Annotated in this window: 18 protein-coding genes; 6 read left to right on the top strand and 12 right to left on the bottom strand. The window is 61.6% G+C overall.

The window, feature by feature from the left end; genetic code table 11:
- Positions 1-756 precede the first annotated feature (756 nt).
- From ACVC5H_RS05625 to ACVC5H_RS05615, 3 genes are all read right to left on the bottom strand, one after another.
- Entirely contained in the window at positions 757-2,049 is a 1,293-nt protein-coding gene (locus ACVC5H_RS05625) for a Glu/Leu/Phe/Val family dehydrogenase (RefSeq protein ID WP_489621391.1), read from the bottom strand.
- 327 nt (positions 2,050-2,376) lie between these two features.
- A complete protein-coding gene (locus tag ACVC5H_RS05620; protein WP_489621390.1) occupies positions 2,377-3,384 on the bottom strand; it encodes a LysR family transcriptional regulator in 1,008 nt (335 codons plus the stop codon).
- 77 nt (positions 3,385-3,461) lie between these two features.
- Positions 3,462-5,366 (bottom strand): ABCB family ABC transporter ATP-binding protein/permease, encoded by a 1,905-nt coding sequence (locus ACVC5H_RS05615; protein ID WP_489621389.1) that lies wholly within the window; start codon positions 5,364-5,366, stop codon positions 3,462-3,464.
- 152 nt (positions 5,367-5,518) lie between these two features.
- On the opposite strand from ACVC5H_RS05615, the gene ACVC5H_RS05610 reads away from it, so the two are divergent.
- Together ACVC5H_RS05610 and ACVC5H_RS05605 are read left to right on the top strand one after the other, a co-directional pair.
- Complete coding sequence (locus ACVC5H_RS05610) at positions 5,519-5,923, top strand: acyl-CoA thioesterase (RefSeq protein ID WP_489621388.1); 405 nt, start codon at positions 5,519-5,521, stop codon at positions 5,921-5,923.
- Between the two features lie 72 nt (positions 5,924-5,995).
- Positions 5,996-6,946, top strand: coding sequence for a 2-hydroxyacid dehydrogenase (locus ACVC5H_RS05605; protein ID WP_489621387.1), 951 nt, complete (start codon positions 5,996-5,998; stop codon positions 6,944-6,946).
- A gap of 260 nt (positions 6,947-7,206) precedes the next feature.
- Here the strand turns inward: ACVC5H_RS05605 and ACVC5H_RS05600 are convergent, their stop codons facing one another.
- The 8 genes from ACVC5H_RS05600 to ACVC5H_RS05565 all read right to left on the bottom strand — a co-directional run bounded on the left by ACVC5H_RS05600 (position 7,207) and on the right by ACVC5H_RS05565 (position 15,570).
- On the bottom strand, positions 7,207-7,773 hold the full coding sequence (locus ACVC5H_RS05600) for a GAD-like domain-containing protein (protein WP_489621386.1): 567 nt from the start codon (positions 7,771-7,773) through the stop codon (positions 7,207-7,209).
- Positions 7,774-7,840: 67 nt separating this feature from the next.
- Complete coding sequence (locus tag ACVC5H_RS05595; protein WP_489621385.1) at positions 7,841-8,506, bottom strand: GAD-like domain-containing protein; 666 nt, start codon at positions 8,504-8,506, stop codon at positions 7,841-7,843.
- A 67-nt stretch (positions 8,507-8,573) separates the two neighbouring features.
- The gene (locus tag ACVC5H_RS05590; RefSeq protein WP_489621384.1) at positions 8,574-9,239 is read right to left on the bottom strand and encodes a GAD-like domain-containing protein; all 666 of its coding nucleotides are present in this window, start codon (positions 9,237-9,239) and stop codon (positions 8,574-8,576) included.
- Positions 9,236-9,787 carry a hypothetical protein gene (locus ACVC5H_RS05585; RefSeq protein ID WP_489621383.1) on the bottom strand — a complete coding sequence of 184 codons (552 nt, stop codon included), beginning with the start codon at positions 9,785-9,787 and terminating at the stop codon, positions 9,236-9,238. Before ACVC5H_RS05585 ends, ACVC5H_RS05590 begins: the two co-directional genes overlap by 4 nt.
- Entirely contained in the window at positions 9,784-10,029 is a 246-nt protein-coding gene (locus tag ACVC5H_RS05580) for a hypothetical protein (protein ID WP_489621382.1), read from the bottom strand. The genes ACVC5H_RS05585 and ACVC5H_RS05580 overlap by 4 nt, the downstream gene beginning before the upstream one ends.
- Before the next feature lie 327 nt (positions 10,030-10,356).
- Positions 10,357-12,057, bottom strand: a complete 1,701-nt coding sequence (locus tag ACVC5H_RS05575) for a long-chain fatty acid--CoA ligase (RefSeq protein ID WP_489621381.1) — start codon at positions 12,055-12,057, stop codon at positions 10,357-10,359.
- Positions 12,058-12,311: 254 nt separating this feature from the next.
- The gene (locus ACVC5H_RS05570) at positions 12,312-13,460 is read right to left on the bottom strand and encodes an aminopeptidase (RefSeq protein WP_489621380.1); all 1,149 of its coding nucleotides are present in this window, start codon (positions 13,458-13,460) and stop codon (positions 12,312-12,314) included.
- A 7-nt stretch (positions 13,461-13,467) separates the two neighbouring features.
- Complete coding sequence (locus tag ACVC5H_RS05565; protein WP_489621379.1) at positions 13,468-15,570, bottom strand: molybdopterin-containing oxidoreductase family protein; 2,103 nt, start codon at positions 15,568-15,570, stop codon at positions 13,468-13,470.
- Between the two features lie 111 nt (positions 15,571-15,681).
- Between ACVC5H_RS05565 and ACVC5H_RS05560 the strand changes: the two genes are divergently transcribed.
- A complete protein-coding gene (locus ACVC5H_RS05560; RefSeq protein ID WP_489621378.1) occupies positions 15,682-16,491 on the top strand; it encodes an AraC family ligand binding domain-containing protein in 810 nt (269 codons plus the stop codon).
- Here ACVC5H_RS05560 and ACVC5H_RS05555 read toward each other — a convergent pair.
- Positions 16,488-17,108 carry a LysE family translocator gene (locus tag ACVC5H_RS05555; RefSeq protein ID WP_489621377.1) on the bottom strand — a complete coding sequence of 207 codons (621 nt, stop codon included), beginning with the start codon at positions 17,106-17,108 and terminating at the stop codon, positions 16,488-16,490. The genes ACVC5H_RS05560 and ACVC5H_RS05555 overlap by 4 nt on opposite strands.
- 158 nt (positions 17,109-17,266) lie before the next feature.
- On the opposite strand from ACVC5H_RS05555, the gene ACVC5H_RS05550 reads away from it, so the two are divergent.
- The 3 genes from ACVC5H_RS05550 to ACVC5H_RS05540 all read left to right on the top strand — a co-directional run bounded on the left by ACVC5H_RS05550 (position 17,267) and on the right by ACVC5H_RS05540 (position 19,457).
- On the top strand, positions 17,267-18,460 hold the full coding sequence (locus ACVC5H_RS05550) for a M20 aminoacylase family protein (RefSeq protein ID WP_489621376.1): 1,194 nt from the start codon (positions 17,267-17,269) through the stop codon (positions 18,458-18,460).
- A 114-nt stretch (positions 18,461-18,574) separates the two neighbouring features.
- A complete protein-coding gene (locus tag ACVC5H_RS05545) occupies positions 18,575-18,925 on the top strand; it encodes a DUF1304 domain-containing protein (RefSeq protein WP_489621375.1) in 351 nt (116 codons plus the stop codon).
- A gap of 13 nt (positions 18,926-18,938) precedes the next feature.
- Positions 18,939-19,457 carry a DUF695 domain-containing protein gene (locus tag ACVC5H_RS05540; RefSeq protein ID WP_489621374.1) on the top strand — a complete coding sequence of 173 codons (519 nt, stop codon included), beginning with the start codon at positions 18,939-18,941 and terminating at the stop codon, positions 19,455-19,457.
- Positions 19,458-19,558 lie beyond the last annotated feature (101 nt).

The following is a 19,558-nucleotide window of genomic DNA, read 5'->3' as shown; positions in this document are numbered from 1 at the left end:
TTGATCCACGTCTGGTGAGGCCTGGCGACACCACCCCCTCGATGAACCGGATGCAGGCAAATTACCGAAGCGCAACTGTCGGCGGGCGCATTGTACGACATATGCCGCCCGGTCTGGCAATCCGCAAAAACCCTCATGGCGGCAGCCCGGCGCTCCGACGCGATGAGGACAGCTTCGCAGAGCGCAGGAAGGTGCGGCGCAGCGTTCGGCGTCACGGCAGCAACTCCGTTCTGTTCAGCAATATCCATGCCAGAAACGGCAGCTGCAGACCGCAGCCGGCAGCACACGCGAGCCTGCAGAGGCGGGGCAACAGCCGCGATGAAAAGGGAATGGAGAGAAGCGGGAGCACCCCGCGCCAGGCCCGTGTAGACGGCGCTTGCGGGGCGATATGAAGATTTGTTCAGGGAGAAGCGGGAAGAAGCGGATGAGGGGCCAATGCGAGTGCCGGGACCATGAAGGGTCCTGTCAAAAACCCGGCATTTTGTCACCCGGACGGCAACGGGATGGCCAAGCAAAACCGCCACCCGCCCTGCAGACGCACATGCGGCAGCGCCCGGCATGCCAATGCCGGGTCCTTCACTGATGATCTTGCGCCGCAAGGCTGATTGGCCTGCGGTGCGCATGCGCACAGCCACCACGTCTCCTCCTGAACCAGACTGCTCTGCAATCCTGCGGCCGGCGATCTGTTGCGTTTTACGCTGTCGCCTCTGGCCGTCGTGGTCCGGATCACCGGACCTTTTTTACTGCCTCAACGCATCACGGATACAGGCCGCGCATTTCACGCGCCTGCAGCACGCGGGTACACGCCACGATGAAGGCCGCGGTACGCAGCGACACGTTCTTCTCTTCGGCCAGCTGCCAGACGGCGGCGAAGGCTTCGCGCATGATGCGGGTCAGGCGCAGGTTGATTTCGTCTTCGGTCCAGAAGAAGCTGGAGAAGTCCTGCACCCATTCGAAGTAGCTCACCGTCACACCACCGGCGTTGGCAATCACGTCGGGCACGATCAGCACGCCCTTGTCGCGCAGGATGTCATCGGCCGCCGGCGTGGTCGGGCCGTTGGCACCTTCCAGGATGATCTTGGCCTTGATGTGATTGGCGTTGGCTTCGGTGATCTGCTGTTCCAGTGCGGCAGGCACCAGAATGTCGCAGTCGACCGACCAGAATTGGGCGCGGTCGGTGATCTCGTCGGCACCTTCGAAACCCTTGACGCTGCCATTTTTGGCCACATACGCCTGCAGCGCCGGCACGTCCAGGCCACCGGCATTGAAGACGGTGGTCACGTGATCCTGCACTGCTACCACCTTGGAACCGGCCTCAGCGAACAGGCGCGCAGCGATGCCGCCGACGTTGCCGAAACCCTGCACCGCGACCTTGGCATCCTTGATGTCCACGCCGCGCTTGGCAGCGGCTTCGCAGCCGACCACGAAGACGCCGCGGCCGGTGGCTTCATGACGGCCCAGGCTGCCGCCCAGCGAGATGGGCTTGCCGGTGACCACACCCGAGGAGGTGCTGCCCTGGTTCATGGAGTAGGTATCCATCATCCAGGCCATGATCTGCGAATCGGTGTTCACGTCCGGCGCCGGGATGTCCTTGTTGGGGCCGATGATGATGCCGATCTCGCTGGTGTAGCGGCGCGTGACGCGCTGCAGTTCGCCACGGGAGAGGGTCTTGGGATCGACGCGAATACCGCCCTTGGCACCGCCATAGGGCACGTTCACGGCCGCATTCTTGACGGTCATCCAGGCCGACAGCGCCATCACTTCGGAGAGCGTCACGTCCTGGTGGAAACGCACGCCGCCCTTGCCGGGGCCGCGCGAGGTGTTGTGCTGCACGCGGTAGCCCTCGAAGTGGGCGATGGTGCCGTCGTCGCGTTCGATGGGCACATCGACCACCAGGATGCGCTTGGGACGCTTCAGGGTTTCCACCCAGCGCGCCAGCGAGCCCAGGTAGGGCGTCACGCGGTCGATCTGTTCGAGGTAGACGCCCCACGGACCGATGCCGTGCGGGACGAGATAGGAAGGCACTTCGTGATTAGGTACGTTCGACATGATGCAATCGCTCCTTTGGATAGCCGTGCTGTTCAAGACAAAAGGCCTGCAAATTCCGAAGTCCGCCAGGCATGTTACTCCGTCTGCATCAGCCTGCACGCAGCGCCAGAGGGCGCGCACGAGCGGCGGCGACGGAGGCGCGCCTGCCAGCCCGGCCCTGGTGCGCCAGCTGGAAATTCGTGCCTGTCCGATTCAGCGCCGCCATCGTAGCCAGCCGGCCAAAACAAGGCTAATGCTTTGTGAGCATGCAATTATGCAGCGCATGCATAACCTTTGGAATCCCTTTTACAGCAAGGGATTGCGGCCTTTACATCAGCTATTTTTTGCTCAGGATTCGCGTTTTTCGGCAGCGCGCGCCGACTTGCCGGAAACCGCCTTGGGACGCTCGCTGCGCTCCGATTTTTCCTGCCGTTGCGCATCCAGTTCCACGAGATATTCCCACAGCCGTGCCACCAGCGCCTTGCCGGTGCGCTGCGCGGTCGGGCGTTCGCGATAGAGGCGGATTTCCATCTCCACTTCCCACTCCCCGGTGGGACCATCGGTGCGCGCCAGCTGACGGTTGCGCACTTCGCGCACCACCGAGGATTCCGGCAGGAACGCCACGCCATGGCCCTCCAGCGCCATCATCTTGAGGCTTTCCGACATGTCGGTCTCATAGTGCTTGACCAGGTGCAGAGGGCGCTTGGTATCGGCCATCATCAGCTCCACCATGCGGCCCAGGTAAGCGTTGCTGGTATAGGAGAGGAACGGCACGGGCGCCTTGGCACTGCCCGGAAACACGTAGTCCGGCTTGCCGTTGCGGTCGCAGCGCGAATAGGGGCGCAGGGTTTCGGTGCCCATGGTCAGCATGTCGTAGCGGCTGGCATCGAGCTGCACCGGCTGGCGCGGATGGTGATAGCACAGCAGCAGGTCGCAGCCGCCTTCGACGATGGTCATCACGGCATCGTGGACGTTGAGGGCGATCAGGCGGGTATTGATGGGACCGAAGCCCGACTCCAGCGAACTGAGCCACTTGGGCATGTAGGTCAGCGAGAGCGTATGCGGCACCGCGAAGTCGATGGTGGTCTGCGCCGTGGGCCGCTTGCCGCGCAGCAGGGCGCGGGTATTGTTGATCTGGCCCAGCATGGCCACGGCCTGTTCGTAGAAGACTTCACCGGCCGCGGTCAGGCGCGTGGGATAGGAGGTGCGGTCGATCAGGTCGGTGCCCAGCCAGGCCTCCAGCGACTGGATGCGCCGCGAAAAAGCCGGTTGCGTCACATGCCGCAGCTCCGCCGAGCGACTGAAACTGCGCGTTTCCGCCAGGGAGACGAAATCCTCAAGCCATTTGCTTTCCATTGCCCGCCCACTTCCCGTTCTAGGTCGAATGGGCGAATTGTGCCGCTGCGCCCGCGCCGGCGCAAGCAGCGTGCGTGTCAGCGCCGCCCGGCGGGCATCAGCACGGTCGGCTCGGCCTGCGCTTCGGCATCGGCCGCGACGCCTTCGGGCTGCGGCACGACCGAACCGCCCTCCTCCTCGGCCCCGGCCTGCTGGCGCAGCCACATCTGCGCATACAGGCCACCGGCCATCAGCAAACCGGCGTGGGTGCCGCGCTCGACGATGCGGCCATGATCCATCACCAGGATCTGGTGGGCATTGACGATGGTCGACAGCCGGTGCGCAATGACCAGCGTAGTACGCTCGCGGGCGATCTCTTCGAGCTGCTGCTGGATGGCCTGCTCGGCACGCGAATCCAGCGCCGAGGTGGCTTCGTCGAAGATCAGGATGGCCGGATCCTTCAACAAGGTGCGGGCAATCGCCACGCGCTGCTTTTCACCGCCCGACAATTTCAGTCCGCGCTCGCCCACCATGCTGGCGTAGCCGTCGGGGAGCGATTCGATGAAGTCATGGATGTAGGCCGCCTTGGCCGCCGCCACGATCTGCTCGCGCGTGGCGCCGGGCTTGCCGTAGGCGATGTTGTATTCGATGGTGTCGTTGAACAGCACCGTGTCCTGCGGCACGATGCCGATGGCCTGGCGTAGCGAAGCCTGGGTGACGTTGCGCAGGTCCTGGCCATCGATGCGGATGGCACCCTGGTCGACATCGTAGAAACGATACAGCAGGCGCGAAAGCGTGGACTTGCCCGAACCGCTGTGGCCGACCACGGCCGTGGTGGTGCCGGCCTGCACCTTGAAATCGACATCGAAGAGGATCTGGCGATTGCGCTCGTAGCTGAAATCGACGTGCTCGAAATGCAGTTCTGCGCCCTGCGTCTTGAGCGGCTGTGCACCGGGACGGTCGGCCACTTCGCGGTTTTCTTCCAGCAGCGAGAAGAGGCGTTCCATGTCGGCCAGGCTCTGCTTGATTTCGCGGTAGAGCACGCCGAGGAAGTTCAAAGGAATGTAGAGCTGGATCATGAAGGCATTGACCAGCACCATGTCGCCCAGCGTCATGCTGCCATCAATGACGCCGGCGATGGCACGCCAGAGGATGAGCGTGACCGCAATGGCGATGATGGCGGACTGTCCGGTGTTGAGCAGCGAGAGCGAACTCTGCGATTTCACCGCCGCGCGTTCGTAGCGCTGCAAACCTTCGTCATAGCGGCGCGCCTCGAATTCCTCGTTGCCGAAATACTTGACCGTCTCGTAGTTGAGCAGCGAGTCGATGGCGCGCGTATTGGCGTGGGAATCCAGTTCATTCATGGTGCGGCGGAAATGCGTGCGCCACTCGGTCACCGTGATGGTGAAGAGGATGTAGAGCACCAGCGCCCCGGCCGTGATGAGGGAGAACCAGATGTCGTAATGCGTGACGAGGTAGGCCAGCACCAGCACGATTTCGATGATGGTCGGCAGGATCGAGAAGAGCGTATAGGACACCAGCGTGGAGACCCCGCGCGTACCGCGCTCGATGTCGCGCGTCATGCCACCGGTCTGGCGATTCAGGTGGAAGCGCAGTGACAGCGCATGCAGGTGGCGAAACACCTGCAGCGCGATGGTGCGCACGGCGCGTTGCGTGACGCGGGCAAACATCAGTTCGCGCAATTCGGTAAAGAGCGCGGTGGCCAGCCGCAGCGCGCCATAGGCCACCAGCAGCCCCAGCGGCAACACCAGCAGTGCTTGCGGATGAGCGGGCGTGATGGTCATGGCATCGACCAGCTTTTTCAGCACCAGCGGCACACCCACGTTGGCCAGCTTGGCGCCCACCAGGAAGGCCAGCGCCAGCATCACGCGCCACTTGTAGGTCCACAGGTAGGGCAGCAGTGTCCTCACCACTTCCCAGTCGCCGCGCTGGCGTTTGACGGGGGCTTGGGGCGAGGACGAAGAATTCGGATAACGGCGCATGGGCGGATCACAGGGGGAAGGGGGACTAGCCCACAAGACAGCAAGAGCGCAACATCCGATACACTAGCCTCTTGCCGCGCCTGCGGGCGCAAAACCGAATTATAAGAGCCATCCCGGCGCGTTGCCGGACCTCACCTGCGAAGGAGCCTTCCATGTCACCCACCGTTCCCGAACTTCCACCGGGCAAGGCCCCGCAACTGCGCGTCATGCCCATGCCGTCGGATGCCAACGTCTATGGCGACGTCTTCGGCGGCTGGATCATGGCCCAGGTCGACATCGCCGGCTCGCTGCCGGCCACGCGCCGTGCCAATGGGCGGGTGGCGACCATCGCGGTCAATTCCTTCCTGTTCAAGAATCCGGTGTTCGTGGGTGACCTGCTGTCCTTCTATGCCGATATCGTCAAGGTCGGCAATACCTCCATCACGGTCAACGTCGAAGTCTATGCCGAGCGCAATCGCCTGCAGACCGAGATCGTCAAGGTCACCGAAGCCACGCTCACCTACGTGGCCACCGATGAAAACCGCAAGCCGCGCGCGCTGCCACCGCTGCAGGCGTGAAATTTTTTCAGCCTGCAGCGCGCACCCAGGACGTATCGTGATGTCTTCCTCATCGCCCCTCTTACATCAAACATGACTTCCTCGAACCGCCCCGTCGTCCTCATCGTCGCCCGCCTGCCGCAGCATCTGCTGGACTTGCTGCAGCAGCACTTCACCTGCCACAACCTCATCCTCGATGGGCTCACCGATGCCCAGCTCGACGCCATCGCTCCCCAGGTGCGCGGCATTGCCGCCAATGGCGAAGCCAAGGTCGGGCGTGACTTCATGGCGCGCTTTCCCGCGCTGGAGATCGTCTCGGTCTTCGGGGTCGGCTATGACGGCGTGGACGTGCCCGCCGCCCGCGAGCGCGGCATCCATGTCACGCACACGCCCGACGTGCTCACCGACGACGTGGCCGACATGGCCATTGCACTGATGCTGGCCGTGGCGCGCAACGTGGTGCGTGCCGACCGCTTTGCCCGCAGTGGCGAATGGAAGAAAGGGCCCTTCCCCTTCACCACCAAGGTCAGCGGCGCGCGCCTGGGCATCGTCGGGCTGGGGCGTATCGGACTAGCCATTGCGCAGCGCGCGGCGGCGTTCAACATGTCGATTGCGTATCACAACCGCTCACGCAAGGATGTGCCCTATCGCTATGTGGAGGATGTCGTCTCGCTGGCGCGTGACGTCGATTTTCTGGTGATCATTACGCCTGGCGGCGCCGGGACGCGCGCATTGATCAATGCCGAGGTGCTCGAAGCGCTGGGCCCCAAGGGCTTCCTCGTCAACGTGGCGCGTGGTTCGGTGGTCGATGAAGAGGCACTGATCGCCGCCCTTCAGGTTGGCAAGATCGCCGGAGCCGGGCTGGATGTGTTTGCCCATGAGCCCAACATCCCGGCCGAGCTGGCTGCACTGGAGAACGTGGTGCTGACGCCGCACATGGCCAGCGGCACGCTGGTCACCAGGACGGCCATGGCGGAACTGGCGTTCACCAATTTGCAGGCGCATTTTTCTGGCAAACCAGTGGTGACGCCGGTGCCTGATTGAAGCTTCATACAGGGGGAAAGCCGCTGCCGGAGGGGGAGTAGTTCACGGGCTGCGGCTTTTTGCTGATGGGTTCAGGGAGGGCGGTTTCAGTCCAAGGAGTCTTGTCCTGAGTCATTCCGTACTTGGGTGATGACTAGAGTGGCGCCATCACTATTGGGAGTCTGCCTCGTCAAGCCACTCTTCAATGTCGATCGCCGAGAATGGGAATGTCGGCTCGCCGAACATGCGGAGAAGCGTCAGGTGCACATTGGCCTTCACTTTCACCAGATTTTCGAGCAGGAAACTCCCCCCAGGACGATGGCGGGCTGGAAACCATATATTTCATGCGGGTCAAGCGGACCTAGTTTGGATCGCGCACGTTCAAAGAGGGGCTGACCATCCTCGTCTTTCAGGTCAAACTGATCCGGCTCAAGGCATGCGAATAACGAACGAATCGAAAAATCCAAGTCTTCCTTGGATTTGGGCTTCAGTTCATTTTCGAAAGCAGAGACGCTATTGAGCACGCAGTTCATCGAAACGCTGCTGCCTGTCTTCTCACCACACACGTAAAGTTTGCCAAATGCAGACCGCGCAATGACGTGGAAGACGTCAACCCCCTCCAATTCGGTGTCCGCGAGCCAATCATCGACGAGACCTGCATAGTCATCGGGGTTAACCGTGCAAAAGAGCCCATTGGCATATTCGCACCAGCCTTCTTGCTCCCAGTACGCCAATAACTGATCGGGCAGCTTATTGCGCCATTTTTCAAGACTTGCGACGGACACGACGGATCGCTTGGTAGCCTCGCCAAATTTGCTAATAAAATATTCGAAGTCTTCGTCTCTCATCTCAGTGCATTAGCTTGATTGATTCAAAAACCAGGCGACCTATGCCTGCGCCTGGATGAAGCTTGTTTCAAGAGTCGAGTAACTTTTCAATATCGATCCCTGAGAATGGCAGTTCCGGGTCGGCGAATTGACGGAGAATCGTCAGGTGCACATTGGCGTTCACTTTCGCCAGATTTTCGAGGAGAATTTTTCCTCCCAGCACGATGGCAGGCTCGAATCCATAGATTTCATGTGGCTCAAGCGGGCCTAGTTTGGATCTGGCGCGTTCGAAGAGAAGCTGTCCGTCCTCGTCTTTCATGTCAAGATCGTTCGGCTTACCGAACGCAAAAAACGAACGGATTGAAAAATCCAGGTCTTCTTTAGTTTTTGCCTTCAATTCATTTTCTAAAGCACAGACCATATTGAGGGAGCAATCAATCGTGACGCTGCACCCTGTCTTCTCACCGCATACATATAGGTCGCCAAATGCTGTCCTTGCAATCACGTGGAACGCGTCAATCTCATCCAATCCGGTGTCTGCAAGCCACTCATCAACGAGGTCTTCATAGTCATCAGGGTCAACTGTACAAAAGAGACCATTCGCATATTCGCACCATCCTTCTTGCTCCCAGTATTTCAATAACTTATCTGGTAGCTTACCGCGCCATTTTTCAAGGCTTGCAGCGGGCACGACCAATCGCTTGGTAGCCTCGCCAAATTTGCCAATAAAATATTCGAAGTCTCCGTCTCTCATCTCAATGCCTTAGCTTGATTGATTCAAAAACCAGGCGACCTATGCCTGCGCCTGGATGAAGCATGTTTCAAGAGTCGAGTAATTTTTCAATATCGATCCCTGAAAATGGCAGTTCCGGGTCGGCGAATTGACGGAGAATCGTCAGGTGCACATTGGCATTCACTTTTGCCAGATTTTCCAGGAGGATCTTTCCCCCTAGTACGATGGCGGGCTCGAATCCATATATTTCGTGTGCTTCAAGTGGACCGAGTTTCGACCTGACGCGTTCGAAGAGCCGCAGTCCATTCTCATCTTCCATGTCAAACTGGGCTGGATTACTGAACGCAAAAAACGAACGGATTGAAGAATCCAGGTCTTCCTTAGTTTTAACTTTCAATCGATTCTGTAGCGCTGAGACCATATTGAGGCCGCATACAATCGTTACGCTGCGCCCTGTCTTCTCACCGCACACATAGAGCGTGCCAAATGCAGACCTTGCAATTACATGGAAGACATCAATCTCATCCAATCCTGTGTCTGTAAGCCACTCATCAACGATATCTTCATAGTCATCAGGATCAACAGTGCAAAAGAGGCCATTCGCATATTCGCACCAGCCTTCCTGCTCCCAGTATTTCAATAACTGATCGGGCAGCTTATTGCGCCATTTCTCAAGGCTTTTCGCTGGCACCGAAGTGCTCTTGGTAGCCTCGCCAAATTTGCTAATAAAATATTCGAAGTCTTCATCTCTCATCTAATTCCCTTGCCACGGCAAGGCTCCAGTTTGACATTCATTTTTTGATTTCCGCGACCATTATCGACTGCATGCTTGGCTTCACGATCCATCTCCTGCACTCTGGTCAGCGGCTTCACGGCATTGACTTCCTTAGCGGCCTTGGCGGTTTCCACCGCTTCTTTTGCAGCCCTCGCCGCTTTGACCGCTTCTTCAGCTTCGCGCGCGCCCTTTGCTGCGCTTGCCGCGCTCACTGCTCGCGTGGTCACCTTGCCTGCCGTCGTAACGACTTTGCCGCCCGGGATCATGCTTGCTGCCGCAAACCCTGCTTCAACGTAGTCGCCCTCGGCGGTATAGATCGCCGCATCGATCGCACCCGTGATCACAGACAAGCCCGGAACAAAACTGGCAACGCCCAGCACCCCGTGCACCCAAGGACTGGATTTTTGCCAAAACGTTTTCTCTGCGGTGGTCTCCGGTTTCAGCGCTGCGTTGGCTCCTCCGCCGTGCGGCTCTATGTGTGTTGCTGACCTCTCAGCCTGCTCGAGGATGACTCCTTTGGTCGTCATGGCAGCTTGTCACGCGTCATGTCGCACGGGAGGCAGGTCAGCTTTCCGGGTTCAGGTCTGGCGTTATCCGCCCGGAGCCAAAGATTGAGAGCGAAGTCGCGTGACCGCCCGTGGCTGGCGTCAAGCTTGTTGACGAGCAGTTCAGAAATGGGAGCGTCGTTGTGTGGGAAAGTGAGCCGCAGAATGCGGGCGTGCTGATAGTCTGAAAGCAGCTGTTCCAGACCCTGGAGGGTTTTGCGCATGCAGGATTCCTGTGTTCATCAAGTTTCCCTCCCTGATGTAACGCCGGCGCGCATTTTAATATTGCTCAATGGAAACGTACAACTTCTGGATGACGATGGCGGGCGACTGCATGATTATTTCCCCAAAGGTGCGATGCCCATTCCGGCAAGGAGCCGGTCGCCCCATCCAGAGAATCCGATCTGCCCAGGAAAATGACGACTCACCACCAGCCATGTCATGTGAGTCCAAACTGAAAAGGCCTGAGTCCGGTGCAATACCGGACTCAGGCCTTGATGCAGAAAACTGACTGACGAACTTAAGGAGATCAGATTACGGCAGCGCTCGCCTCACGCCGCCTGTTTCTGCTGCACCTTCGCAGGATCATCCCGCAACTCGCGGCGCAAGATCTTGCCCACATTGGTCTTGGGCAGTTCATCGCGGAACTCGATGTACTTGGGCTTCTTGTAGCCGGTGAACTGCTCCTTGCAGTAGACCATCAGCTGCTCGCTGGTCAGCGACTTGTCCTTGCGCACCACGAAGAGCTTGACCGCTTCGCCGGTATGCTCGTCGGGCACGCCCACGCAGGCGCATTCCAGTACTGCCGGATGCTGCGCCACCACGCCTTCGATTTCATTCGGATAGACGTTGAAACCGGAGACCAGGATCATGTCCTTCTTGCGGTCCACGATCCTGGTATAGCCGCGCGCATCCATGATGCCGACGTCGCCGGTCTTGAAGAAGCCATCCGGTGTCATGACCTTGGCGGTCTCGTCCGGACGCTGCCAGTAGCCCGGCATCACCTGCGGACCGCGAATGGCGATCTCGCCCGGCTGGCCCAGCGGAACCGGATTGCCGTCGTCATCGAGGATGGCGATTTCGGTGGACGACAGCGGCAGGCCGATGGTGCCGGTGTACTCATCGATGGTGCAGGGATTGGCGCTGGCGATGGGCGAAGTTTCAGACAAGCCGTAGCCTTCGATGATGGGGCAGCCGGTCAGCTTCTTCCACTTGTCGGCCACGCTCTTCTGCACCGCCATGCCGCCGCCCACGCAGCAGCGGTAGCCGGAGAAATCCAGCCTGGCAAAATCGGCATTGTTGAGCAATGCGTTGTAGAGCGTGTTGACGGCCGGGAAGGTGTTGACCTTGTACTTGGCCAGTTCCTTGACGAAACCGGGGATGTCGCGCGGATTGGGGATCAGCAGGTTCAACGCCCCTTCGCGCGTACCCAGCAGATTGCAGACGGTCAGCGCAAAGATGTGATACAGCGGCAGCGCACAGACGAACACCAGCTGGTCGATGGGCTTGCCGGCCTTCAGCGCCGGGTTCAGCCACACTTCGGCCTGCAGCACATTGGCAATCAGGTTGCGGTGGGTCAGCACGGCCCCCTTGGCCACGCCCGTGGTGCCACCGGTGTATTGCAGGAAGGCGAAGTCGTCCGGAGTCAGCAGCACCGGCTGCAAGGTCTTGCCCTCGCCCTGCGAGAGCGCGCGGCTGAACGAGATGGCATTGGGCAGCGACCAGGCCGGCACCATCTTCTTGACGTGGCGCACCACCAGGTTGACGATGGCCCCCTTGAGCGTGCCCAGCAGCTCGCCCATGCTGGCCACCACGATGTGCTTGACCTTGGTGTTGGCCACCACCTTCTGCAACGTGCAGGCAAAGTTCTCCAGCACGAAGATGGCTTCGGCGCCGGAGTCCTTCAACTGGTGTTCCAGCTCGCGGGCAGTGTAGAGCGGATTGACGTTGACCACCGTATAGCCGGCCCGCAGGATGGCGGCGATGGCGATCGGATACTGCAGCACGTTGGGCATCATGATCGCCACGCGTGCGCCCTTCTGCAGGCCCAGCCCTTGCAGCCACGCGCCCATGGCGCGCGACATGGCGTCCAGTTCGCGATAGCGCAGGTACTTGCCCATGCAGACGTAGGCATTGCGGTCGGCATGCTTGACGAATGCTTCATCGATCATCTGCACCAGCGATCCATAAGGGCTGGGGTCGATGTCAGCGGGAACGCCTGCGGGATACGATGCAAGCCAGAATCTGTCCATGGTGTGTCCTCTGTCTCCGGTCATAACGTGCGCTGGGGCTGGGCGGTGATGCAATGCCACCGCGTTGGCGCGCACAGCAAAAAAAGCACGAGTGTTTTTTTATTTACCGCAGATGCTATCCAGCATTCGAGCGCGGGGCAAGCACTTTGCGCCCTAAAGTTGAGAATTTTTGCGAAATAGCTGGCGATTCGGTCAATTACGCGCTCAGTGTGCGCACACCGCCGGGTCAGCCAAATCGGCGTGGCGGCTTGAAATTACCCGGCATGATACGACGGGACGCCGGCCTTTGGCGCGTCCTTGGTGCAGGCAGGAAATATTTCTGCTTCTGCCTTGCCTGTGGTCAAGAGGGTATCGCCCAGCGCGGCATGGCGGGCGGCCTTGTCCATGTGCGCCAGCTGGCGCACCTTGTCATAGAAATCGGGGAAGCCGCTGCTTTGCTCAAACAGATGCCGGAAGGCCGGCACCAGATCGTGATACGTCCCCACCAGCGCCAGATGCGCATTGGACAGCGGCATGGCAAACCAGCGGTCGTAGCCGGCATAGCCATTCCAGCGCGTGGCCTTGATCTGCGCATACTCGGCGCGCAAATCATCGAAGATGGCGGTCTTGCGCCGGCGCTTGTCGGCATCGCTGTCGCAACTGGCGTAGTTGTCCTTCAGGCGGGCGCGGTATTTGGCCAGCAGCGCCAGGAATTCGCGCTTGCGTTCGGCAAAGCGCTGGTAGGCTTCGACCAGGGCGGGATCATGGCGCGCTGCCAGCCAGCGCTCCACGCCCAGCTCTTCCACGGCCACGGCAAAACCTTCGTTGAAGGAAGTATCGCCGGGGGCATACACCTTCTGGTGCGCCAGTTCATGGAAGATCAGCCGCGCCAGTTCGCCATCGGGATAGCGGATGAAAGTCGAGATCACCGGATCATTGAACCAGCCCAGCGTGGAGTAAGCCGGCACGCCCGCGACTTGCACGTCGTAGCCCTGCTCCTTGAGCGTCTCGGCATAGGCCTGGGCATCCTGCTGGTGGTAGTAGCCGCGATAGTCCACGCAGCCCGCAATCGGGAAGCACCATTGGCGGGCCTTGAGCGAAAGCTCGGGCGCCGCCACCACGTTCCACAGCACGTAGGGCCGGTCCAGCTGGGCGTAGCTGCGGTAGCTGCCATTGTCGGGCAGGTCCAGTTCGGTGACGGCATAGCGGCGTATCTCGCGCACCGCCTGCAGCTTGGCTTTGAGCGCAGGCGAGGTGGCCGGATCATCGAGCCAGTCCTCCAGCGGCTTGGCCTGGGCCAGCAGCGAGAACTGGCCATGCGCAGCCTGGGCGTAATACGAGACCGTCGAACAGGCCGATAGCGTGCACACGGCCGCCAGTGCGGCCACGGTGGCCCCCCATCGCAGACGACGACGGCGCAGCATGGAAAACTCAGGCCACCACGGCCGGCTGCTGCAGTTTTTCCACCTGCACCAGCACGTCATAGAAGGTCGGCGCATTGCCCATGTCGGTCAGGCGCTGGCTGGTGACTTCGTTGGCGTTCTTGCCATCGGCGGCGAACTTCTTCCACCAGATCGACAAACCCACCACCAGCCCCACGCGCGCCTTGTCGGTCACACGCACGCGCGCCTGCATGCTGCCGCGGTCGTTGAAGATGCGCACCGTATCGCCCTGCGCAATGCCGCGCGCGGCGGCATCTTGCGGGTGCATGTCCAGGTGCGGTTCGCCTTCGGTATCGCGCAGGCTCTGCACGTTGACGAAGGAAGAATTGAGGAAGTTGCGCGCCGGCGGCGAGATCATCGCCAGCGGATATTTCGTACCCAATTGCGGATTGCTGGCCACCGATTCATACGGCGCAATATAGGTCGGCAAGGGATCGAGCCCGGCGGCCTTCATCTGCTCGGAATAAAACTCGCACTTGCCCGAGGGCGTGGCAAACCCGCCTTCGGCAAAGGGCGCCACCGGCACCGCCAGGCGCTGCCAGCCCTTCTGCTTCAACTGTTCCCAGTCATAGCCGGCACTGCGCGGATCATCGCGCTTGAAGGCCACGGCAGCCAGCTGGTCGTCGCTGTCCTTGAAGCATTCCTCGGTGAAGCCCATCGCAGCGGCCAGCAGCCGGAAGATCTCGGTATTGGGCTTGGCCTCGCCCAGCGGCGCGATGGCGGCATTGTTGGCCATCAGGTAGACGTGGCCATAGGAAGCGTGCACGTCGACGTGTTCCAGTTGCGTGGTGGCCGGCAGCAGGATGTCGGCATAGTCGGCGGTATCGGTCTGGAAATGTTCCAGCACCACCGTGAACAAGTCCTCGCGCGCAAAGCCCTGCGCTACCTTGCCGGACTCGGGGGCCACCGCCACCGGATTGGAGTTGTAGACGATCACCGCTTCCACCTGGGGACCAAACTCGGGCGAGGCCGGTTTCAGGAGGTCGTCGCCGATGGTGCTCATGTTGATGATGCGGCTGGGCTTGCCGTGGCGCGCGGCCAGGTCGGGACGGCTCAAGGCAGTCGTATCCTTAGGGAAGCTGTCCGACACCGACAGCTGGATGCCACCCGATGCATGACGCCAGGCACCGACCAGCGCCGGCAGGCAAGCCACGTTGCGCGCCGCCATGCCGCCGCCGCGCACGCGCTGCAGGCCGTAGTTGGCGCGGATGAAGGCACCCTCGCCGGCCAGCGCCACGCGGCCGTATTCACGCGCCAGGTTCTGTACTTCTTCAGCACTGATGCCGCACACCTCGGCGGTGCGCGCCGGTGTCCATTCGGCCACGCGTTCCTTCAACTGGTCGAAGCCCAGCGTGTAGCGTGCGATGTAGTCGTGGTCCAGCAGGTCTTCGGTGATCAGCACATGCATCAGGCCCAGCGCCAGGGCGGCATCGGTGCCGGGCAAGAGTGCGATGTGCTGGTGGCACTTCTCGGCGGTCAGCGAGCGATAGGGATCGACGGCAATCAGGCGCGCACCGTTGCGCTTGGCGGCTTGTACGCGAGTCCAGAAATGCAGGTTGGAGGCAATCGGATTGCCGCCCCAGATCACGATGAGCTTGGCGTGGTCCACCTGTTCCAGGTCGGCACCGATACGCGCGCCGATGGTGTAGCGATAGCCCGCACCACCGGCCGAGGCGCAGATGGTGCGGTCCAGCTGCGAGGCGCCAAGGCGGTTGAAGAAGCGGCCGGCCATGGATTCGCCCTGCACCTGGCCCATGGTTCCGGCATAGCTGTAGGGCAGGATGGCTTGCGGATCGCGCAGGGCGATCTGGCCCAGGCGCTGCGCGATGGTGGCGATGGCTTCGTCCCAGCTGATGCGCTCGAACTTGCCCTCGCCCTTCTTGCCGACGCGGCGCATGGGATGCAGCAGGCGGTCCTGGTGATAGGTGCGCTCGGCATAGCGTGAGACCTTGGTACAGAGCACGCCCGCAGTCGGCGGGTGCTCGGGGTCGCCGCGCACTTCGGTGGCCACGCCATCCTTGACGGTCACCAGCAGGGCGCAGGTATCGGGACAATCATGGGGACAGGCGGCACGGACGATGGTGGTGGTCATGGCAAAGAGAAATGCGGGGAGTGGAAACGAGGAAGCCCTCAACGAACAAGTGCGGGCCAGGCAGCTACTTTATCTTAAAATGGCGCGTCACGACTCTTCCGTAGTGCCGCCATGTCTCCACCACCGCACTTCTGGCGCCCGCCCGCGCTGCCCTTCCTGGAAGGCCGGCGCGCTATCGGCAGCCTGTCCTGCTATGCGCCGCACACGCACGACAGTTTTTCCATCGGCATCGTCGATGGCGGCCACAGCGTCTTTACACTGGCGCAGCACAGCCAGGCCATCTTCCCCGGCGACGTGATCCTGGTGCGGGCGGGCGACGTGCACAGCTGCAATCCGGCCGACCTGCAGCGCTGGAGCTATCGCATGTTCCATCTGGAGACTTCCTGGCTCGCCGACCTGCTGGAGCAAACCGCCACCACGCGCGGCTTGCTGGCACGCATACCGTCGCAGGTGCTGCGCTCGCCGCTGGCGCTGCAATGGCTGGACCGCATGACGCAAGCGCTGGATACAGGGCAGGCCGATCTGCAGGGCGAAGTCAGGCTCTGCCTGCAGGAAGTGATGCGCCTGTGTGCCGCTGCCAGCCCGCCGGCACTGGACAATTGTCCCGGACAGGACGATGGCCTGCAGCGTGCCCACGACTTCCTGCTGGCGCATTGCCGCGACCGTGTATCCCTGGCCACCCTGGCCGCGCTGGCCGGCACCAGCCGCTACCAGCTGATCCGCCAGTTCCGCCGTCGCTTCGGCCTGACGCCGCACGCCTTGCAGCTGGACATGAAGATCCGCCAGGCGCGCACCTTGCTGCAACAGGGTGTCAGCGCCGTCCATGCCGCCCATGACACCGGCTTTGCCGACCAGAGCCATTTCCATCGCGCCTTCAAGTCGCGGGTGGCGGCTACGCCCCTGCAATATCGGGGGATTTAGGTCCTGGCCACCAGCGCTGCTGCAGCAAGCATCAACAACAGGCCTGCAGCCCTTTCGATGAGGGGTAGCACGCGCGTCAGCGCACGCATGACGCGCTGCTGCGCGATCAGGCAGACCAGCGCCGCATCCCAGGCCAGCACGGCAGCGAACATCCAGATTCCATAGAAGAGCTTGGTCGACGTTCCGGTCTGCGCTGCTACGATCACGGTGAACAGGCCGAAATAGAACACGCCGTTCTTGGGATTGAGTGCCGCCGAGAGAAAGCCCGTTCCCAGTGCAGTCCACGCCGCAACAGGAGCGCTCGCGGCACTGGCGTGCGGCAACACGGCCGCATGTCGGCCCGCACGCCAGAACATCCATCCCAGCCAGGCCAGGTAGAGTGCTGCCAGCCACTGCATGACCGCCAGCAGTCCCGGCATCTGCTCCAAGAGGCTCAAGCCAGCGATGGCCAGCGCGATATAGAGTCCGTTGGCCAGGGCGATTCCCAGGCTCGCCGCCAGACCATAGGCCCGCCCATGACGCAGGCTGCCTCGCAACAGCAAGAGAAAGTCCGGACCGGGACTGGCCAGGGCCAGCAGGTGCGCCCCCGCCAGCAAGAAGAATTCGGAAGAAAACATCACACCCCTTTGCGCCTGCCCGGCGCCCTTGATAAAAATGCGCATGCTAGGCAGGCTCGCAGCCCCTGTATTGAACGAAATTGCACAGGTCCTCTTGGGAGGCCGAGGCGCGGTAAGATAGCGGCACTTGCCACGACAGACTTGACGCCAGACTTCCCATGAAACTCATCGACCCCATCGTCCAGTTCCACTCCGAACTGCAGAAGATCCGCCGCGACATCCACGCCCATCCCGAGCTGGCCTACGAAGAAGTGCGCACCGCCGACGTGGTGGCACAAAAGCTGACTGAGTGGGGTATTCCGGTCGTGCGCGGACTGGGCGTGACCGGTGTGGTCGGCATCATCAGGCAGGGCGACAGCCCGCGCGCCATTGGCCTGCGCGCCGACATGGATGCGCTGCCCATGCCCGAGATCAATACCTTCGAGCATGCCTCGCGCCACCCCGGCAAGATGCACGCCTGCGGCCATGACGGCCATACCGCCATGCTGCTGGGCGCGGCCTATTACCTGTCGCGGCACCGCAATTTCGATGGCACCGTGTACGTGATCTTCCAGCCGGCCGAAGAAGGCGGACGTGGCGCCGAGCGCATGATCCAGGATGGCCTGTTCGAGAAATACCCGATGGATGCCGTCTTCGGCATGCACAACTGGCCCGGCATCCCGGCCGGCCATTTCGGCGTGACACCCGGCCCGCAGATGGCCTCCAGCAACGAGTTCCACGTCACCGTGCGCGGCAAGGGCTCGCACGCAGCCCAGCCGCACAAGGCGGTCGATCCGGTAATGACGGCGGTCCATATCGCCCAGGCCTGGCAGAGCATCGTGGCGCGCAACGTCAACCCCAACGATCCGGCCGTGGTCTCGATCACCCAGATCCATACCGGCAGCGCCACCAACGTCATTCCCGATGAAGCCATGATGGTCGGCACCGTGCGCACCTTCAGCCTGCCGGTACTGGACCTGATCGAGCGCCGCATGCAGGAGATCGCCGAGCACACTGCCGCTGCCTTCGATGCCACGGTCGAGTTCCGCTTCAACCGCAACTATCCGCCACTGATCAACCATCCCAAGGAAACCGCCTTCGCCGTCGAGGTGCTGACCGAACAGTTCGGCGCCGAACACGTGGATGCCCATACCGAGCCGACCATGGGCGCCGAGGATTTCGCCTTCATGCTGCAGCACAAGCCGGGCTGCTACGTATTCCTGGGCAATGGCGACGGCGGCCACCGCGATCATGGCCATGGCCTGGGCCCGTGCAATCTGCACAACCCCAGCTACGACTTCAACGACGACCTGCTGCCCATCGGCGCCACCTATTGGGTGCGGCTGGCGGAGAAATTCCTGCAGGCGAAATAAACCGCGACACCCCTGTGCAGGGCATTGGCGAGCGGCAGCATTTCAGGCATGATCGCCAGAACCCGCCGCAAGCCACGGCGCGGCCAATACGTATAACGATAAAAGGGAGAAGCCTTGCACACGCTCGCCACCATCCTGGTCCTGCTGGTCGCGCTGGAACACGTCTGGATCCTGATCCTGGAAATGTTCCTGTGGACCAAACCCATGGGCCTGAAGGTCTTCGGCCAATCGCGCGAAGCCGCCCAGGCCAGCCGTGTGCTGGCCGCCAACCAGGGACTCTACAACGGCTTCCTGGCCGCCGGCCTGTTCTGGAGCCTGGGTACGGGCGAGCGCCCGGTACAGTTGTTCTTCCTCGGTTGCGTGCTGGTAGCCGGCCTCTATGGCGGGCTCACCGCCAAGCGCACCATCCTCTACGTGCAGGGCCTGCCCGCCTTGCTGGCGCTGCTGGCCGTGCTGGCCAGCTGAAGCGGGGGCCGCAATGAAACGCGCGCTGCTGCTGGCCTTGCTGGTTCTGCTGGCGCGCCAAGGCCTGGCGCAAGACCTGGAGCCGGAATGGTGGAGCTACCAGGCCCAGCGCGGTGAGCGGCTCACGCTGGTCAAGCTGGACATGAGCCTGCGGCGCAACTTCCCGCTCTCCGGTTTTCCTTATGTGGTGGTCACGCGCGTGAACTATGCGCCGGCCACCTCCGACGGACTACCCGCCCAGGCCGAACAGGACCGGCTGGAAGCCCTGTCGGACCAGATGGCCGCCGCCATCGGCAAGAAGACCCGCAGCATCTACGCCGGTACGGCCTTCAGCCAGGGCCAGCAGCAATCGTGGTTCTACGTGATCGATCCCAATGGACTGGAAGCCGTAGTGGCCGGCGTGCATGCGCAACTGTGCCAGGGATGCAAGACCAGCACCGCGATCCTGGCCGATCCTACCTGGGCGCTCTATCGTGACCAGTTGCTGCCGGATGGGGAAACCCGGCAGCGCTACGGTCTGCGCAGTTATTGAGCCGTTCGCGGGGCATGCGGCGTAAAGTTTCGCCGCACGGATGCCGATAACAAGTTTCCTGGCAGCACCATGGTTGACAACGCGTCATCATCACAATCGGT

Source organism: Herbaspirillum sp. Her3, assembly GCF_057961275.1.
This window is presented reverse-complemented; position numbering and strand designations above follow the sequence as displayed.

Excerpts from the sequence above, each read along its gene's own strand:
- ACVC5H_RS05625 (WP_489621391.1), bottom strand. The coding sequence starts at position 2,049 with ATGTCGAACGTACCTAATCACGAAGTGCCTTCCTATCTCGTCCCGCAC.
- ACVC5H_RS05585 (WP_489621383.1), bottom strand. The coding sequence starts at position 9,787 with ATGACGACCAAAGGAGTCATCCTCGAGCAGGCTGAGAGGTCAGCAACA.
- ACVC5H_RS05610 (WP_489621388.1), top strand. The coding sequence starts at position 5,519 with ATGTCACCCACCGTTCCCGAACTTCCACCGGGCAAGGCCCCGCAACTG.
- ACVC5H_RS05550 (WP_489621376.1), top strand. The coding sequence starts at position 17,267 with ATGAAACTCATCGACCCCATCGTCCAGTTCCACTCCGAACTGCAGAAG.
- ACVC5H_RS05590 (WP_489621384.1), bottom strand. The coding sequence starts at position 9,239 with ATGAGAGATGAAGACTTCGAATATTTTATTAGCAAATTTGGCGAGGCT.
- ACVC5H_RS05615 (WP_489621389.1), bottom strand. The coding sequence starts at position 5,366 with ATGCGCCGTTATCCGAATTCTTCGTCCTCGCCCCAAGCCCCCGTCAAA.
- ACVC5H_RS05595 (WP_489621385.1), bottom strand. The coding sequence starts at position 8,506 with ATGAGAGACGGAGACTTCGAATATTTTATTGGCAAATTTGGCGAGGCT.
- ACVC5H_RS05580 (WP_489621382.1), bottom strand. The coding sequence starts at position 10,029 with ATGCGCAAAACCCTCCAGGGTCTGGAACAGCTGCTTTCAGACTATCAG.
- ACVC5H_RS05565 (WP_489621379.1), bottom strand. The coding sequence starts at position 15,570 with ATGACCACCACCATCGTCCGTGCCGCCTGTCCCCATGATTGTCCCGAT.
- ACVC5H_RS05605 (WP_489621387.1), top strand. The coding sequence starts at position 5,996 with ATGACTTCCTCGAACCGCCCCGTCGTCCTCATCGTCGCCCGCCTGCCG.
- ACVC5H_RS05600 (WP_489621386.1), bottom strand. The coding sequence starts at position 7,773 with ATGAGAGACGAAGACTTCGAATATTTTATTAGCAAATTTGGCGAGGCT.
- ACVC5H_RS05555 (WP_489621377.1), bottom strand. The coding sequence starts at position 17,108 with ATGTTTTCTTCCGAATTCTTCTTGCTGGCGGGGGCGCACCTGCTGGCC.
- ACVC5H_RS05575 (WP_489621381.1), bottom strand. The coding sequence starts at position 12,057 with ATGGACAGATTCTGGCTTGCATCGTATCCCGCAGGCGTTCCCGCTGAC.
- ACVC5H_RS05560 (WP_489621378.1), top strand. The coding sequence starts at position 15,682 with ATGTCTCCACCACCGCACTTCTGGCGCCCGCCCGCGCTGCCCTTCCTG.
- ACVC5H_RS05620 (WP_489621390.1), bottom strand. The coding sequence starts at position 3,384 with ATGGAAAGCAAATGGCTTGAGGATTTCGTCTCCCTGGCGGAAACGCGC.
- ACVC5H_RS05570 (WP_489621380.1), bottom strand. The coding sequence starts at position 13,460 with ATGCTGCGCCGTCGTCGTCTGCGATGGGGGGCCACCGTGGCCGCACTG.
- ACVC5H_RS05540 (WP_489621374.1), top strand. The coding sequence starts at position 18,939 with ATGAAACGCGCGCTGCTGCTGGCCTTGCTGGTTCTGCTGGCGCGCCAA.